We start from the raw sequence: 15,574 nt of genomic DNA on the forward strand, positions 1-15,574 counted from the left end.
AGCGTACGCAGTGAATTCGATGATGTCACTAGTGGGTGGCGGGTTGGCCCCTTACCTCTCCTCCGTGTTCCGCGGTCCGGGGCGCCCCCGGAAGCGGCGCCGCTCCCCCGCCCCTTCCCTGGACGGCGCGTCGGCGAGACGCACGACCGGGTCGTCGGGGCCCTCGCGCCCGGCGACCACGGGCTTCGCGGCCCGTACGGCCTTCGCGCGGTACTGGGCGGCGTCGGCAAGCCGGAACAGCCGCCGGGCCGAACGCACAGGGCCGATCGGGTCCTCGGTCGAGGCGACCCCGCAGGCCACGCCCTCCCCGAGCTCCAACTCGGCGGCCCTGCGGCAGAGTTCGTCGGCGACGCGGACGACCTCGTCGGCGGCCGGGCCCACCGCGAGGAGGCAGAACTCGTCGCCGCCGAGCCGGGCCGTGAGGGTGCCGGGGAGCATCGCGCCGCACAGGGACAGCACGGACCCGAAGCGTTCGAGGAGCCGGTCGCCGACCGCGTGCCCCCGGGTGTCGTTGACCCGCTTGAGCCCGTTGAGGTCGCAGACGACGAGACTCACCACGACCTTCTCGTCCTCCTTGTGGCGTTCGATCGCCTCGTCGAGCCGTACGTCGACGGCGCGGCGGTTGGCGAGACCGGTGAGGGCGTCCGTGAACGCCAGCCGCCTGGCCTCCTCCAGCCGCTCGGTCTGCGCGATCCCGGCCGCGACGACCGAGGCCAGGACGGTCGCGAAGTCGGCGTCGGCCCGGCCGAAGACGGGGGCTCCCGCCGGGCGGGCCACGTACAGCTCGCCCCAGGCGCGGCCGTGCAGCACGATCGGGGCGACGACGCAGCAGCCTCGGCCGCGCCTGCGCAGGGCGGCGACGCGCTGATGGCAGTACCCGGCGGGGCCTCCGGCCGGCCCCTCCGCGGTTTCGACCCAGGCGTCGGGCTCGCCGCCTCCGGCCCACCGCTCGTGCAGGAACTCGGTGATCTCCGGGAACTGGTGCACCGGATAGGCCTCCCCCTCCGGGAACTCCTCCTCGCCCTCCGCCCGCTCCCCCACGTTCGCCAGAACCCGCAGCCGGCCGAGCTCCCGCTCCCACACGGAGAGCGCGGCGAAGCTCCCGTCGAGGGCATGGCAGGCCCCGAGCGCCGCGGCCCGCCAGGACTCGCGCGGGGTGTGCGCCGCCGCCATCCCCTGCGCCAGCTCCACCACGGCCCTCAGCCGTCTGTCCTCACCCATCACTCCAGGCTAGGTAAAAACATGGCATTCCGGGACATTGGTATGGCGAACAGGGGTCCGAGGCGGTGGTCCTGTTGGGGTTTTTCGCCCCCTCCGCCCCTTCCCGTCCCGTCGTATCGCGCTGACGCGCTCGTCCTCAAACGCCGGACGGGCTGAACCCCGCGGAGCGGGGGTTTGGGGGCGGAGCCCCCAAGTGACGGGAATGGGTAGGGGCGGAGGGGGCGAAAAACGCCTACACCCCCGGCCACTCCGGCGTGCGCTTCTCGTTGAACGCCGCCACGCCCTCCGCCCGGTCCCCCGAGAAGGCGACGGACCGCCAGGCGGCGTCCTCGACCTCGAGCCCGGCCCGGAGGTCAAGACCGTGACCGAGGCGAAGCGCACGCTTCGCCGCCCGCAACCCCACCGGGGAATTCGCCGCGATACGAGCCCCCAGCGCGAGCGCCTCCTCGCGATCCCGCCCCGCCTCGACCAGCTCGTCGACAAGCCCCAACTCCCGCGCCTCGACCGCCTCCAGCCGCCGCGCCGAGAAGATCAGCTCGGCCGCGCGAGCCGACCCGACCCGCCGCGGCAGCAACTGCGTACCGCCCCCGCCGGGAATCACCCCCACCGACACCTCGGGCAGCCCGACGACCGCCGTACGGTCGGCCACGATCAGGTCGCAGGACAGCGCCAGCTCGAACCCGCCGCCCAGCGCGAACCCGTGCACCGCGGCGACGGTCGGCATCGGCAGCTCCAGAACCCCGGTGTAAGCGGCCCGCGCGACGGGCCGCTGACGCACCAGCTCGGCGTCGGTGAGGGAGTTCCGTTCCTTCAGGTCGGCGCCGACGCAGAAGGCCCGCTCATGCGTCGAGGTCAGCACGACCACGCGTACGTCCGGGTCGGCCGCGAGCGCCTCACAGGCACCGGCGATGGCGCGTGCCATGTCCGTGGACACCGCGTTCATGGCCTTCGGCCGGTCGAGGGCGAGCTCCGCGACGTACCCGTGCCGCCGTACGGCGACGAACTCCCCGAACCGCCGCTCGCCCCCTTGCTCCAGCTCCGCCATGACACCCTCCTGGTTAACGCGGGTTAACTGCCGACGCCCCGATCATCGCAGCCGCAGGCGCCCACCGGAACCCACCCCCGCACCCCCACCTCCCCGTTCGGGTGACACCCGCCCCAACTCCCGGCCCCCGCCCTCACCGGCCGAATAACCTGCGCACCGCCGCAGCGCATCGGGGAGCGCGGGCACCTTGGGGAGGTATGACCATGACGAACCGGGAGACGACACGTGGGCGGCATCGCAGGCCCCGCCCGCGACGAGTGTTCTTTGCCGTGGGGGGACTCGCGCTGGCGGCAGGGGCGTTGAGTCTCGTACGGATGGCGCCGGAGTCGGTGATCGGGGGCATGGGGGCCCCGGACGCCGAGCCGACGACGGGCACCGTCACCGACACGGCGGGCAATGCCGCCGTGACCGTCGAGGCCGTGCCCTCGGCACATCCGGTGGCCGCCACGACGCCCGCCGTGATGGGCGGGGAGAGCGCGCTGCCGACCCCGGGCGTGAGCCTCGCGCCGACACCGGCACCGACGCCGACACGCTTCGTGACGGCCCCGTCTACACCTGTCAGGGTCCCGGTGGGCGGTACGCCGGACACGACCGGCGTTCCCACCGGTCAGGCTCCCGCTCCCGCGGCACCGCGGCCACCGGCCGCGACGACCACCGCCGCGCCCGCCCCGAGCACGACCGCTCCGGGCCCGAAGCCCGAACCCCCGGGCCTGTGCGTACCGGTCGTCGGTCTCTGCGTGAACGGCCTGACCGAGCCGCTCGGATCCCTTGCCGGGCCCCGCTAGGACTCGGCGCCGCGGCGGGCGAGCAGCCACGGTTCGACCACGCCGAGGCCGCGCACCGGACGCTGCCACATCGGCTGGAGGGCGAAACGGTAGGAGGGCGGTTCCTCACCCTCCTTCTCCGCGGCGGCCGCTGCCTCGGCGGCCTCCGCCTCGGAGGCGGGCGCGTCGCCGGTGCGGACCAGTTCCTCCGCGAAGGCGCCGTCCACCAGGACGGCATCCCGTGGCGCTATCGAGGTGAGGCGGCTCGCAAGGTTCACCGTCGTACCGAACACGTCGCCCATCCGGGTCGTCACCGTGCCGAAGGCGATGCCGACGCGCAGTTCCGGCATGGTCTCGTCGTTCGCCATCGTCTCGATGAGGCGCAGGGCGATCTCGGCGGCGACCCCGGCGTCGTCGGCGGCGTACAGGACCTCGTCGCCGAGCGTCTTGACGAGCCGGCCCCCGTGCGCGGCCACCAGGTCGGCGGCCGTGGTCTCGAAGGCCTCGACCAGTTCGCCGAGTTCCTCCTCCTCCATACGGCGCGTCAGGCGTGTGAACCCGACGAGGTCCGCGAAGCCGACGGCGAGCCGGCGGTCGACCATCTCCTCGTCGTCCCCGGCCTGTACGACGCGGCCCGTCGCGGCGGCGAGCTGGCGGCGCCAGACGTAGACGAGGAACTCCTCCAGCTCGGGCAGGAGCAGTTCCATCAGGGGGTACGTCACCTCGGTGCGCGTCATCCCTGGTTCCGGGGGCTCGGTCAGGCCCGCCAGGAAGGAGTCGATCTGCCATTCGGCCAGGCGGGCGGTGGTCTGGCCGGTGGAACGGGCCACCTGGACCGCCATCGCCTCGCTCAGCAGGCCCGCCTCGACGAGGCCCGCGAGGCGGCGCAGGGCGAGGACGTCGGCTTCGGTGAGCGCCTTGGCCTGGCCGATGTCGGCGAAGCCCATGGCCCGCCAGAAGCGGGAGGCCAGTTCCATGGAGACGCCCGCGCTGCGGGCCGCCTGGAAGGGGGTGTAGCGGCGCTCGGCGCCGAGGATCAGCTGCTCCAGGCGGAGTGCGAGTGGGTCCTCGCCGGAGTCGGGGTCCTCGGGTGCGTCCACCCGGGGGGACGAGGTGTGGTTGACCGACCCGGCGGTACGGCCCGGCTCGGTGTCGGGGGCGGGGTCTGCACCCGTACCGGAACCGGTGTCGTCGACGGTCACGCCTGCTGCCCTTCCGATCTGCCACGGTCAGGTATCGACCGCGCTCAACTCTACGGCAGGTGTGGGCTGGCTCACTCCTGACGCGTACGGGCACGTGGGGCTGGCCTTGGCTGATTTCGCCCCCTCCGCCCCTACCCGTCCCGTACCTGGGGGCTGCCGCCCCCAGACCCCCGCATCGCGCTGACGCGCTCGTCCTCAAACGCCGGACAGGCTGAAGGATCTCCGGCTCGGGCAAGATTTCAGCCCCTCCGGCGTTTGAGGAGCGGGGTCTGGGGCGGAGCCCCAGGAACAAGGGACGGGTAGGGGCGGAGGGGGCGAGAAACCCACCCTCAACCCCCCACCGCCCGCAGATGCACAATGTCCCCCGCCCCCACCGGCTCCTGCACCCCTTCCTCCGTGGCCAGAACCAGCCGCCCGTCCCCGTCCACGGCCACCGCCTCCCCACTGATCGACCGCCCCCCGGGGAGTTCGGCCCGCACCACGCGCCCGAGCGTCGCGCACCCGGCGGCGTACGTCTCCTGGAGCCCGGACGCGACAGGGTCCCCGCCCGCGTCGCGCCAGCGCTCGTACCACTGCGACAGCGACCGCAGGACGGCCCGCAGCACGGTGTCACGGTCCGTGGTCGCCGCGCCTGCGAGGGCGAGGGACCCGGCCCCGGGGACGGGGAGTTCGTCCTCGCGCAGCGAGACGTTGATGCCGATGCCCACCACGACCGCGTCGGTCCCGGCCCGCTCGGCGAGAATGCCGCCGGCCTTGCGCTCCGCACCGTCCACGGTCACCAGCAGGTCGTTGGGCCACTTGAGTGCCGTATCGACGCCCGCGGCCCGCGACAGCGCCGTCGCGACCGCGACCCCGGTGAGCAGCGGCAGCCATCCCCAGCGCTCGACGGGGACCTGGGCCGGCTTCAGCAGGACGGAGAAGAAGAGGCCGGAGCGGGCGGGTGCCGTCCACTGCCGGTCGAGGCGGCCGCGTCCGGCGTTCTGCTCCTCGGCGACGAGTACCGTGCCCTCGGCGGCCGTTCCCGCGGCGGCGCGGGCGACGAGGTCGGAGTTGGTGGACCCGGTGCGGGCGACCACCTCGATGCCCGACCAGAGGCTCCCGTCCCGTACCAGCGCCTTGCGCAGGGCGACCGCGTTGAGCGGCGGACGGTCCAGGTCGGACCACGGGTTGTCGTTGGCGTCTGATGCATCTCGCGGCGTCATGCAACCCACCCTAGGTGTGGTAAACGCCGCACTGCCGAACCGTATCGCCGCCACTACCCTACGAGTCAGTAGCAAACTCCTGAGCAGCATCCTTGAGCAGAACGCGCCACGGAGCGCTCAGCAGCACCCTTGAGTACGTCACCCTCACGTCCCCATTGAGCAGGCAGGGAGCCGCATCCCGATGTCCGAGCCGGAAGAGCTGCAACACCCCGACATCCACACCACCGCGGGCAAAATCGCGGACCTGCAGCGCCGTATCGAGGAGGCGACGCACGCCGGCTCGGCACGCGCCGTCGAAAAGCAGCACGCCAAGGGCAAGTTGACGGCCCGTGAGCGGATCGAGCTGCTCCTCGACGAGGGGTCGTTCGTCGAGTTCGACGAGTTCGCGCAGCACCGGTCCAGCGACTTCGGCCTGGAGAAGAACCGTCCGTACGGAGACGGTGTGGTCACCGGGTACGGCACGGTCGACGGCCGCCCCGTCGCCGTGTTCTCACAGGACTTCACCGTGTTCGGCGGCGCCCTCGGCGAGGTCTTCGGCCAGAAGATCATGAAGGCGATGGACTTCGCGCTGAAGACGGGCTGCCCGGTCATCGGCATCAACGACTCGGGCGGCGCCCGCATCCAGGAGGGTGTCAGCGCGCTGGGCATGTACGGCGAGATCTTCCGCCGGAACACCCATGCTTCCGGGGTGATCCCGCAGATCTCCCTTGTCGTCGGCCCGTGCGCGGGCGGCGCGGTCTACTCCCCCGCGATCACCGACTTCACGATCATGGTCGACCAGACCTCGCACATGTTCATCACGGGGCCCGATGTCATCAAGACGGTGACGGGCGAGGACGTCGGCTTCGAGGAGCTCGGCGGCGCCCGGACCCACAACGCGGTGTCCGGCGTGGCCCATCACATGGCGGGCGACGAGAAGGACGCCATCGAGTACGTCAAGCAGCTGCTGTCGTACCTGCCGTCCAACAATCTCAGCGAGGCCCCGGTCTTCCCGGAGGAGGCGGACCTCACCGTCACCGACGAGGACCGCGAGCTGGACGTGATCGTGCCGGACAGCGCGAACCAGCCGTACGACATGCACACGGTGATCGAACACGTCCTGGACGACGCCGAGTTCTTCGAGACGCAGGCGCTGTTCGCGCCGAACATCCTCACCGGGTTCGGGCGGGTCGAGGGCCACCCGGTCGGCATCGTCGCCAACCAGCCGATGCAGTTCGCGGGCTGTCTGGACATCGACGCGAGCGAGAAGGCCGCGCGTTTCGTCCGGACGTGCGACGCCTTCAACGTCCCGGTCATCACGTTCGTGGACGTCCCGGGCTTCCTCCCCGGCGTCGACCAGGAACACACCGGCATCATCCGCCGCGGCGCCAAGCTGATCTACGCCTACGCCGAGGCGACCGTCCCGCTCATCACGGTCATCACCCGCAAGGCCTTCGGCGGCGCGTACGACGTCATGGGGTCCAAGCACCTGGGCGCCGACCTCAACCTCGCCTGGCCCACGGCCCAGATCGCTGTGATGGGCGCGCAGGGCGCGGTCAACATCCTGCACCGCCGCACCATCGCCGCGACTCCCGCGGAGGAGCAGGAGGCGACCCGGGCCCGCCTGATCCAGGAGTACGAGGACACGCTCCTGAACCCCTACACGGCTGCCGAGCGCGGCTACATCGACGGCGTGATCATGCCGTCCGACACCCGCGCCCATGTCGTACGCGGCCTGCGTGCGCTGCGTACGAAGCGGGAGTCGCTGCCTCCGAAGAAGCACGGCAACATCCCCCTCTAGACCCCTCCAGACCCTGAAAAGCTTGGGAGCGGTAATGACGATCAAGGTCGTACGGGGCAATCCGACCCCGGAGGAGCTGGCCGCCGCACTGGCGGTGGTCCGGGCGCGCGCCGCGGCGGCGGCTTCGGCCCCGCCCGGCGCGCCCGGGGCCAGGGCCGCGTGGGCCGACCCGGCCCGTATCGCCACGCGCCGGCTGCCCCAGCCGGGCCCGACGGCGTGGGGCCGCACGTACTGGCCCGGCTAGGCAGGCTCTAGAGCAGTTCCGCGAGGGCTTCGGCCATCACCGCGTACCCCGCGTCGTTGGGGTGCAGGTGGTCGCCGAAGTCGTACGCCGGGTGCAGCCGGTCCGGGTCGTCCGGGTCGGCCAGTACGCGGTTCAGGTCCATCGCCGCGTCCCATTCGCCGGCGCCGCGGATCCACTCGTTCACCTCGTGGCTCACCTTCGCCGCGTGCTCGCCCCAGTGGTCGGAGCCGCCGAAGGGGAGGAGGGTGGAGCCGATCACCCGTAGCCCCCGGGCACGCGCCTGCCGTATCAACTCCCGGTAGCCGTCGATGAGTTCACCGGCCTCCACGACCGGCGCGGGCTTGTAGGTGGGCTGTTCACCGGTCTCGCTGAAGCCGATGTCGTTGAGCCCCTGGAGCACGACGAGTGTGCCCACGCCCTGGTGGTCGAGGACGTCGCGGCCGAGTCGGTGGATGCCCTTCTCGCCGTACCAGGCCGAGTCGTTGAGCAGCAGGTTCCCGCCGATGCCCGCGTTGAGGACGGGCCGTCCGGTGCGTTCGGCGAGCAGGTCCGACCAGCGGTGGTTCGCGCCCGGGGTCGAGCCGAAGCCGTCCGTGATGGAGTCCCCGAAGAGCGCGACGGCGTCCGTGCGGCCGGCGTCGACCTCGACGGCCGAGAGGAAGTACCAGGACTCGGACGACGCGTCGAAGGCCTCGCCCCCGATGTCCGCCAGGCGGTCGCCCGGGGCCCGGTGGCTGGTCGCGAAGGCCTGTGCGTGGAAGGTCGCGGGGCCGGTGACGGCGTCGAGGTGGAGGGTGACGGTCACCGACTCCAGGGATTCCAGGGCGAGTTCGGCCGGGTCGCTGACGGCGAGGCCGCGCGCGGGGATCTCGACCGAGGCGTCCCCGCCGAAGGTGAGCCGCCGCACCGAGCCGGGCTCGATCGCTGCTCCTTCGCCGGCACGGGCCACGGTGGCGCCCGCGATCCGCAGGGGCGAGGTGCCGTAGGCGTTGGACAGCCGGATACGGACCCGGCCGCCGCCCGCGGTGAGGCGTACGGCCTGGCGCAGCGACTGGCGCCAGAAGCCCTCCTGCGACCAGTTGGGGGTGAAGCCCTCGGCGGGGAGCTGGGGCGATGCGGTCCAGGCGGTGGTGAACACGGCAGCTTGCCTCCATTAAAGGGACCAGGGTTCCTTTAGTAACGCTCACGACGGTAACAGGCGGCGGCGCACTAAAGAAACCTCAGACCCGTTTACGCGAGACGTGCACAAGTTGAGTACGCGTACTCAGGCGCCCGGCCCCTCGCCGTCGCACGATCGAAGACATGCTGTGGTCCGACCCCGAGAACGAGCCCCCCAAGGAACTCCGCGACACTCAGGACATGTTGCGGCGCCTTGGTGTTCTCGTGGCGCTGGCCATGGTGCTCGCGATGGTCGTCCTCGGCGTGATGTGAGCACCCTCCACATGACACGGAGGGCGATCATCGCGGCGGCGCCGATACCCTGATCGCATGACTGATCAGCCGCGTCGCCGTCTCGTGCTCGCCTCGCAGTCCCCTGCCCGGCTCAACCTGCTGCGGCAGGCCGGACTCGCCCCCGAGGTGATCGTGAGCGGGGTCGACGAGGAAGCCGTCAGCGCACCGACCCCCGCCGAACTCGCCCTGGCGCTGGCCGAGGCGAAGGCTTCCGTCGTGGCGGCGAAGCCCGAGGTCCAGGGCGCCCTGGTGATCGGCTGCGACTCGGTCCTCGACCTGGACGGCGAGGCCTACGGCAAGCCCGCCGACGCCGAGGAGGCCACCGCCCGCTGGAAGTCGATGCGCGGCCGCGCCGGGACACTCCAGACGGGCCACTGCGTCTACGACACGGCGGCCAAGCGCTACGCCTCGGCAACCGCGTCCACCGTGGTCCACTTCGGCGATCCGAGCGACGCCGAGATCGCCGCGTACGTCGCCTCGGGCGAACCCCTCTACGTGGCCGGGGCGTTCACCCTCGACGGCCGCTCGGCCCCGTTCATCGACGGCATCGACGGCGACCACGGCAACGTGATCGGGATCTCGCTGCCACTGGTGCGCCGCCTGCTGGCCGAACTGGGCGTCGGCATCACGGAGTTGTGGACGCCGCGGGAGAAGTGACCGGGAGCGGGATCAGGAGGGCGAGGGGGCCGGAGGGGCCACGACCGGCGCACCTCCGTTGTCTCCGTTCCCGCCCTTCTCGGGCGCGGCGTCGACCGGGCCCGCCGGGCGGCCGAACGCCAGAAGCGTGAACACGATCAGCGCGAGCCCCACCATCAGGAAGGCGAACGCGCCCCAGCCGACCAGGCCCACCGTGAGCGCGCCCAGCAGGCCGTGCACCACCGCGGCGCTGATGAGGAGGATCCGGCCGAAGAGGCCCGGGGCCCGGTCGCGCACGGCGGCCAGCAGGGCGGTGAGGCCGCACAGCGCGAAGTAGGCGCCGAAGACCAGGCCCCCGACCTTCGAGGAGATGGACATCATGTCCGGGTCGAGCCCCGCCAGGGACATGTCCTGGTTGTCGACGACAGTGCCGAGCAACCAGTTCAGCAGCGCGATGCCGATCGCCTCCACGAAGAGCACGATCGCCGCCACCCACGCAACCGGTCTGCGCACCACCGGTCCCCACCCGCTTCCGTGTGCTGTTACCCCAAGTACGTTCGAGTACATCCTGAACGCTACTAACGGGTAAACCTCGGGACAAGGGTTCTGCCGAGGGCAAAGAATCATTGGGCCATTCGTAGGGACTCGACAAAGAAACCCTGTGGCACGCAGCACTGACTCACAGAGACCTCGACCACACAGGAGGGCTAGGGTTCAGGGCAGGGATCCCGTGTGCCGTGGCGCGACAAGGGATTTCACGGGTCGAGCGCGCCTCGAATCACACTCCGTGTGGGCAAGCTCACCATTGGGGACGGGTCGAAAGCTCGTGTCGGCAGTCCCTAAACTCGGCTTGTTTCAAGGAGGGAGCCATCGTGCGCAAGGTGCTCATCGCCAACCGTGGCGAAATCGCTGTCCGCGTGGCCCGGGCGTGCCGGGATGCCGGTATCGCGAGTGTTGCCGTCTACGCGGAACCGGACCGGGACGCTCTGCATGTCCGTGCGGCGGACGAGGCGTTCGCGTTGGGCGGTGACACCCCGGCCACCAGTTACCTGGACATCGCCAAGGTGCTCCAGGCCGCCAGGGATTCGGGGGCGGACGCCATCCACCCCGGTTACGGCTTCCTTTCCGAGAACGCGGACTTCGCCCAAGCAGTGCTGGACGCGGGCCTGGTGTGGATCGGACCGCCACCGCAGGCCATCCGCGATCTGGGTGACAAGGTCGCCGCCCGGCACATCGCCCAGCGGGCCGGCGCCCCGCTGGTGGCCGGTACACCCGACCCGGTGTCCGGTGCCGACGAGGTCGTCGCGTTCGCGCAGGAGCACGGGCTGCCGATCGCGATCAAGGCCGCCTTCGGCGGCGGCGGGCGCGGCCTGAAGGTCGCCCGCACGCTCGAAGAAGTACCCGAGCTGTACGACTCCGCGGTCCGTGAGGCGGTCGCCGCCTTCGGGCGCGGTGAGTGCTTCGTGGAGCGCTATCTCGACAAGCCCCGGCACGTGGAAACGCAGTGCCTGGCCGACTCCCACGGCAATGTGGTCGTGGTCTCCACCCGGGACTGCTCGCTGCAGCGCCGGCACCAGAAGCTGGTCGAGGAGGCCCCCGCCCCCTTCCTCTCCGACGCCCAGGTCGAGGAGCTGTACTCCTCCTCCAAGGCGATCCTGCGCGAGGCCGGCTATGTCGGTGCGGGCACGGTGGAGTTCCTGGTCGGCACCGACGGCACGATCTCCTTCCTGGAGGTCAACACCCGCCTCCAGGTGGAGCACCCGGTGACCGAGGAGGTCGCGGGCATCGACCTGGTGCGCGAGATGTTCCGCATCGCCGACGGCGAGGAACTCGGCTACGGCGACCCCGAACTGCGTGGGCACTCCTTCGAGTTCCGCATCAACGGCGAGGACCCGGGGCGCGGTTTCCTGCCCGCCCCCGGCACCGTGACCGTGTTCGACGCGCCGTCGGGGCCGGGCGTCCGGCTGGACGCGGGCGTGGAGTCCGGCAGCGTCATCGGCCCGGCCTGGGACTCGCTCCTCGCCAAGCTGATCGTCACCGGCGCCACCCGCGAGCAGGCCCTGCAGCGGGCCGCCCGCGCGCTGGCGGAGTTCAATGTGGAGGGCATGGCCACCGCCATCCCCTTCCACCGCGCGGTCGTCGCCGACCCCGCCTTCGCTCCCGAACTCACCGGTTCCGCAGACCCGTTCACGGTGCACACCCGGTGGATCGAGACCGAGTTCGTCAACGAGATCCCGGCCTTCGCCGCTCCGGCGGACACCGAGGCCGAGGACGAGGCGGACCGCGAGACGATCGTCGTCGAGGTCGGCGGCAAGCGTCTCGAGGTCTCGCTGCCCTACTCGCTGGGCATGTCGCTGGCCCGCACGGGTCTTGCGGCGGGTGCCAAGCCCAAGCGGCGGGCGGCGAAGAAGTCCGGGCCTGTGGCCTCGGGCGACACCCTCGCCTCCCCGATGCAGGGCACCATCGTCAAGGTCGCCGTCGAGGAGGGCCAGGAGGTCAAGGAAGGCGACCTGGTCGTCGTCCTGGAGGCCATGAAGATGGAACAGCCTCTCAACGCCCACCGCTCCGGCACCATCAAGGGCCTCAGCGCCGAGGTCGGCGCCTCGCTGACCTCCGGCGCCGCGATCTGCGAGATCAAGGACTGACGGCCCGCACGGCCCACCCGTAGGAGACGGGTCGTACGACATCCCGAAGCGCCTGTCGGACTGGAGCAGTCAGTCCGCCGGGCGCTTCGGCTTTCCCCGTCCGCCGGAGCTCAGCTTTTCAGTCGCGCCCCGCCGGAGTCGGTCAGCGGCGGCGCAGGTCCGCCACCCTCGCGCGCTCCCCGGGGGACTGCTCGCCCAGCACCGTGGCCGAGCGCAACTGGGGTGCCGAGCCGGGGACTTGGCCGCGGCGCGGGCCCGGGAGCGGCATGTCCCGGCGTGGCGGACGCCCCGCCGGGACGGGATCGCCTCCAGCGCCGCCGCCCGCGGATGACCCGGCCACCGTGATCTGTACGCCCTGGTCGGCCAGGGCCTGCAGTTCGGTGAGGGCACGGTCGTCGTGGGCGGGGGGCTCGTCGGTGACCAGGCGGGTGATCAGGTCGGTCGGGACCGTCTGGAACATCGTGTCCGTACCGAGCTTGGTGTGGTCGGCGAGGACGACGACCTCCGCGGCGGCCTGGACGAGCGCGCGGTCGACCGAGGCCGACAGCATGTTGGACGTGGACAGGCCGCGCTCGGCGGTCAGCCCGCTTCCGGAGATGAAGGCCCGGGAGACCCGCAGCCCCTGGAGGGACTGCTCGGCCCCTGAACCGACCAGGGCGTAGTTGGAACCGCGCAGGGTGCCGCCGGTCATCACGACTTCCACCCGGTTGGCGTGGGCCAACGCCTGGGCCACCAGGAGGGAGTTGGTGACGACGGTCAGCCCGGGTACCCGCGCGAGCCGACGGGCCAGCTCCTGCGTGGTGGTCCCCGCGCCCACCACGATGGCCTCGCCCTCTTCGACGAGACCCGCGGCGAGATCGGCGATGGCCGTCTTCTCGGCGGTCGCGAGATGCGATTTCTGCGGAAAGCCGGATTCTCGCGTGAACCCGCCCGGCAATACCGCACCGCCATGCCGGCGGTCGAGGAGTCCTTCTGCCTCCAGTGCGCGCACGTCCCGCCGTACGGTCACTTCGGAGGTCTGGACGACGCGGGCGAGCTCACGGAGCGACACGGCCCCATTCGCTCGCACCATTTCGAGGATCAATTGGCGACGTTCTGCAGCGAACACGAAACTGACAGTAACCCCAACGACCGTCTGCTTTCAGCAGTTTGCGCCGAATAACAGAAGTTGTTCGCATGGCAGCGCATGAAGTGGTATACGCGCCTACTCATGCCGCCTATGCCGTACGAATGGGCGACAACTCCCCGTGACCAGCGGAGAGTCGCCCGTGGGGCTCAGTTGCCGCTCTCGGTCTTCCTCGTGTGCAACTGCCGTGCCACCTCTGCGATCGAGCCCGACAGGGACGGATACACGGTGAACGCGTTCGCGATCTGTTCGACCGTCAGATTGTTGTCGACCGCGATCGAGATGGGGTGGATCAGTTCCGAGGCGCGCGGTGACACGACCACACCGCCCACCACGATCCCGGTGCCCGGGCGGCAGAAGAGCTTCACGAAGCCGTCCCTGATGCCCTGCATCTTGGCGCGCGGGTTGCGCAGGAGCGGCAACTTGACCATCCGGGCGTCGATCTTGCCCGCGTCCACGTCGGCCTGGGTGTACCCGACGGTGGCGATCTCCGGGTCGGTGAAGACGTTAGAGGAGACGGTCTTCAGGTTCAGCGGGGCCACCGCGTCGCCCAGGAAGTGGTACATGGCGATGCGGCCCTGCATGGCGGCGACGGACGCGAGGGCGAAGACGCCGGTCACGTCACCGGCTGCGTACACACCGGGAGCCGTGGTCCGCGAGACCTTGTCGGTCCAGATGTGGCCGGACTCCCTGACCTTGACGCCGGCCTCCTCCAGGCCCATCCCGCTGCTGTTCGGGATGGCGCCGACGGCCATCAGGCAGTGCGAGCCGCTGATGACCCGGCCGTCGGAGAGGGTGACCTCGACCCGGTCGCCGACCCGCTTGGCGGACTCGGCGCGGGAGCGGGCCATGACGTTCATGCCGCGGCGGCGGAAGACGTCCTCCAGGACGCCTGCGGCGTCCGGGTCCTCGCCGGGCAGCACCCGGTCGCGGCTGGATACGAGCGTGACGCGCGAGCCGAGCGCCTGGTAGGCGCCGGCGAACTCGGCGCCGGTGACACCGGAACCGACCACGATGAGCTCGTCCGGGAGCTCGTCGAGGTCGTACACCTGGGTCCAGTTCAGGATCCGCTCGCCGTCGGGCTGCGCGTCGGGCAGCTCGCGCGGGTGCCCGCCGGTCGCGATCAGCACGGCGTCGGCGGTCAGAGTCTCCTCGGTGCCGTCGGCGGACCGCACGATCACCTTGCGGGAGCCGTCCAGTGCCTGCATGCCCTCGAGGCGGGCGCGTCCGCGCAGCACACGGGCGCCGGCGCGGGTCACGGAGGCGGTGATGTCGTGCGACTGGGCGAGCGCGAGGCGCTTCACACGGCGGTTGACCTTGCCGAGGTCGACGCCCACCACCCGCGCGGGCGCGTCGATGTGTGGAGTGTCGTCGGCGACGATGATGCCGAGTTCCTCGTACGACGAATCGAAGGTGGTCATCACCTCGGCCGTCGCGATAAGGGTCTTCGACGGCACGCAGTCGGTGAGCACCGACGCCCCGCCCAGACCGTCGCAGTCGACGACGGTCACCTCCGCGCCGAGCTGGGCGGCCACGAGGGCCGCCTCGTATCCGCCGGGTCCGCCACCGATGATCACGATCCGAGTCACGTACTCCATTGTCCCGCACGCTTCAAGGTGCTTCCGCCCTGGGGGGCGCCATAGGGGTATTCGAGCTGCTTCTGTTACGCGAGAGACGCACGTTTCACTGCCGTACCCTCGACCCCATGTCGCTCTACGCCGCGTACGCCGGCAATCTCGACCCGCGGCTCATGACGCGCCGCGCACCGCACTCGCCGCTGCGCGCCACCGGCTGGCTGAACGACTGGCGGCTGACGTTCGGGGGCGAGCACATGGGCTGGGAAGGCGCGCTGGCGACCATCGTCGAGGCACCGCGGTCCCAGGTCTTCGTGACGCTGTACGACATCGCGCCCCTGGACGAGGACTCCATGGACCGGTGGGAGGGTGTCGGGCTCGACATCTACCGCCGGATGCGGGTGCGGGTGCACACGCTGGAGGGCGAGGAAGCCGCGTGGGTGTACGTACTCAACGGGTACGAGGGGGGACTCCCGTCGGCGCGGTACCTGGGGGAGCTCGCCGACGCCGCCGAATCGGCCGGGGCGCCCCACGACTATGTGATGGAGCTGCGTAAGCGGCCCTGCTGAGGCGGGGCACCTCACTTCCGTCCCTTTCTGCACCATTTGCCCACCCCATTGTGGGAAACGCGCCTCCTCCGCTTGTTGGAAACGACAAGACAACGATCGCAAGACCGTGAGCTC

At 71.0% G+C, this 15,574-nt stretch carries 15 protein-coding genes; 7 read left to right on the forward strand and 8 right to left on the reverse strand.

Annotated elements, in window-relative coordinates; all coding sequences use genetic code 11:
• Nucleotides 1–51 precede the first annotated feature (51 nt).
• Together OG246_RS02780 and OG246_RS02785 are read right to left on the reverse strand one after the other, a co-directional pair.
• The gene (locus OG246_RS02780) at nt 52–1,221 is read right to left on the reverse strand and encodes a diguanylate cyclase (protein WP_266455272.1); all 1,170 of its coding nucleotides are present in this window, start codon (nt 1,219–1,221) and stop codon (nt 52–54) included.
• 232 nt (nt 1,222–1,453) lie between these two features.
• The gene (locus OG246_RS02785) at nt 1,454–2,266 is read right to left on the reverse strand and encodes an enoyl-CoA hydratase/isomerase family protein (RefSeq protein WP_266455275.1); all 813 of its coding nucleotides are present in this window, start codon (nt 2,264–2,266) and stop codon (nt 1,454–1,456) included.
• Between the two features lie 269 nt (nt 2,267–2,535).
• Here OG246_RS02785 and OG246_RS02790 point away from each other — a divergent pair, with 269 nt between their 5' ends.
• Entirely contained in the window at nt 2,536–3,051 is a 516-nt protein-coding gene (locus tag OG246_RS02790) for a hypothetical protein (RefSeq protein WP_266455277.1), read from the forward strand.
• Here OG246_RS02790 and OG246_RS02795 read toward each other — a convergent pair.
• Nucleotides 3,048–4,232 carry an adenylate/guanylate cyclase domain-containing protein gene (locus OG246_RS02795; protein WP_266455280.1) on the reverse strand — a complete coding sequence of 395 codons (1,185 nt, stop codon included), beginning with the start codon at nt 4,230–4,232 and terminating at the stop codon, nt 3,048–3,050. The genes OG246_RS02790 and OG246_RS02795 overlap by 4 nt on opposite strands.
• A gap of 329 nt (nt 4,233–4,561) precedes the next feature.
• Complete coding sequence (locus OG246_RS02800) at nt 4,562–5,434, reverse strand: biotin--[acetyl-CoA-carboxylase] ligase (RefSeq protein ID WP_266455283.1); 873 nt, start codon at nt 5,432–5,434, stop codon at nt 4,562–4,564.
• A gap of 181 nt (nt 5,435–5,615) precedes the next feature.
• On the opposite strand from OG246_RS02800, the gene OG246_RS02805 reads away from it, so the two are divergent.
• Together OG246_RS02805 and OG246_RS02810 are read left to right on the forward strand one after the other, a co-directional pair.
• A complete protein-coding gene (locus tag OG246_RS02805; RefSeq protein WP_266455286.1) occupies nt 5,616–7,214 on the forward strand; it encodes an acyl-CoA carboxylase subunit beta in 1,599 nt (532 codons plus the stop codon).
• Between the two features lie 34 nt (nt 7,215–7,248).
• Complete coding sequence (locus OG246_RS02810) at nt 7,249–7,458, forward strand: acyl-CoA carboxylase epsilon subunit (protein WP_266455289.1); 210 nt, start codon at nt 7,249–7,251, stop codon at nt 7,456–7,458.
• 7 nt (nt 7,459–7,465) lie between these two features.
• Here the strand turns inward: OG246_RS02810 and OG246_RS02815 are convergent, their stop codons facing one another.
• On the reverse strand, nt 7,466–8,596 hold the full coding sequence (locus OG246_RS02815; RefSeq protein ID WP_266455292.1) for an SGNH/GDSL hydrolase family protein: 1,131 nt from the start codon (nt 8,594–8,596) through the stop codon (nt 7,466–7,468).
• 164 nt (nt 8,597–8,760) lie between these two features.
• On the opposite strand from OG246_RS02815, the gene mmpB reads away from it, so the two are divergent.
• Nucleotides 8,761–8,889, forward strand: a complete 129-nt coding sequence (gene mmpB, locus OG246_RS02820) for a morphogenic membrane protein MmpB (protein ID WP_266455295.1) — start codon at nt 8,761–8,763, stop codon at nt 8,887–8,889.
• A gap of 57 nt (nt 8,890–8,946) precedes the next feature.
• On the forward strand, nt 8,947–9,567 hold the full coding sequence (locus tag OG246_RS02825; protein ID WP_266455298.1) for a nucleoside triphosphate pyrophosphatase: 621 nt from the start codon (nt 8,947–8,949) through the stop codon (nt 9,565–9,567).
• Between the two features lie 12 nt (nt 9,568–9,579).
• Here the strand turns inward: OG246_RS02825 and OG246_RS02830 are convergent, their stop codons facing one another.
• Entirely contained in the window at nt 9,580–10,062 is a 483-nt protein-coding gene (locus tag OG246_RS02830; protein ID WP_266455300.1) for a hypothetical protein, read from the reverse strand.
• 356 nt (nt 10,063–10,418) lie between these two features.
• On the opposite strand from OG246_RS02830, the gene OG246_RS02835 reads away from it, so the two are divergent.
• Entirely contained in the window at nt 10,419–12,191 is a 1,773-nt protein-coding gene (locus OG246_RS02835; RefSeq protein ID WP_266455302.1) for a biotin carboxylase N-terminal domain-containing protein, read from the forward strand.
• A 142-nt stretch (nt 12,192–12,333) separates the two neighbouring features.
• Here OG246_RS02835 and OG246_RS02840 read toward each other — a convergent pair whose 3' ends face one another.
• Both OG246_RS02840 and OG246_RS02845 read right to left on the reverse strand, forming a co-directional pair.
• Nucleotides 12,334–13,299, reverse strand: coding sequence for a DeoR/GlpR family DNA-binding transcription regulator (locus OG246_RS02840; RefSeq protein WP_266455304.1), 966 nt, complete (start codon nt 13,297–13,299; stop codon nt 12,334–12,336).
• A gap of 167 nt (nt 13,300–13,466) precedes the next feature.
• Nucleotides 13,467–14,915 (reverse strand): NAD(P)H-quinone dehydrogenase, encoded by a 1,449-nt coding sequence (locus tag OG246_RS02845; RefSeq protein WP_266455306.1) that lies wholly within the window; start codon nt 14,913–14,915, stop codon nt 13,467–13,469.
• Nucleotides 14,916–15,022: 107 nt separating this feature from the next.
• Here OG246_RS02845 and OG246_RS02850 point away from each other — a divergent pair, with 107 nt between their 5' ends.
• A complete protein-coding gene (locus OG246_RS02850) occupies nt 15,023–15,460 on the forward strand; it encodes a gamma-glutamylcyclotransferase (protein WP_266455309.1) in 438 nt (145 codons plus the stop codon).
• Nucleotides 15,461–15,574: the final 114 nt, after the last annotated feature.

The organism is Streptomyces sp. NBC_00620 (assembly GCF_026341825.1).
In the GTDB taxonomy this organism is placed as follows: domain Bacteria; phylum Actinomycetota; class Actinomycetes; order Streptomycetales; family Streptomycetaceae; genus Streptomyces.

What these genes read in the sequence shown, in the direction of transcription:
- OG246_RS02800 (WP_266455283.1), bottom strand. Translation starts at nt 5,434, where the DNA reads ATGACGCCGCGAGATGCATCAGACGCCAACGACAACCCGTGGTCCGAC.
- OG246_RS02805 (WP_266455286.1), top strand. Translation starts at nt 5,616, where the DNA reads ATGTCCGAGCCGGAAGAGCTGCAACACCCCGACATCCACACCACCGCG.
- OG246_RS02850 (WP_266455309.1), top strand. Translation starts at nt 15,023, where the DNA reads ATGTCGCTCTACGCCGCGTACGCCGGCAATCTCGACCCGCGGCTCATG.
- mmpB (WP_266455295.1), top strand. Translation starts at nt 8,761, where the DNA reads ATGCTGTGGTCCGACCCCGAGAACGAGCCCCCCAAGGAACTCCGCGAC.
- OG246_RS02780 (WP_266455272.1), bottom strand. Translation starts at nt 1,221, where the DNA reads ATGGGTGAGGACAGACGGCTGAGGGCCGTGGTGGAGCTGGCGCAGGGG.
- OG246_RS02845 (WP_266455306.1), bottom strand. Translation starts at nt 14,915, where the DNA reads ATGGAGTACGTGACTCGGATCGTGATCATCGGTGGCGGACCCGGCGGA.
- OG246_RS02810 (WP_266455289.1), top strand. Translation starts at nt 7,249, where the DNA reads ATGACGATCAAGGTCGTACGGGGCAATCCGACCCCGGAGGAGCTGGCC.
- OG246_RS02825 (WP_266455298.1), top strand. Translation starts at nt 8,947, where the DNA reads ATGACTGATCAGCCGCGTCGCCGTCTCGTGCTCGCCTCGCAGTCCCCT.
- OG246_RS02785 (WP_266455275.1), bottom strand. Translation starts at nt 2,266, where the DNA reads ATGGCGGAGCTGGAGCAAGGGGGCGAGCGGCGGTTCGGGGAGTTCGTC.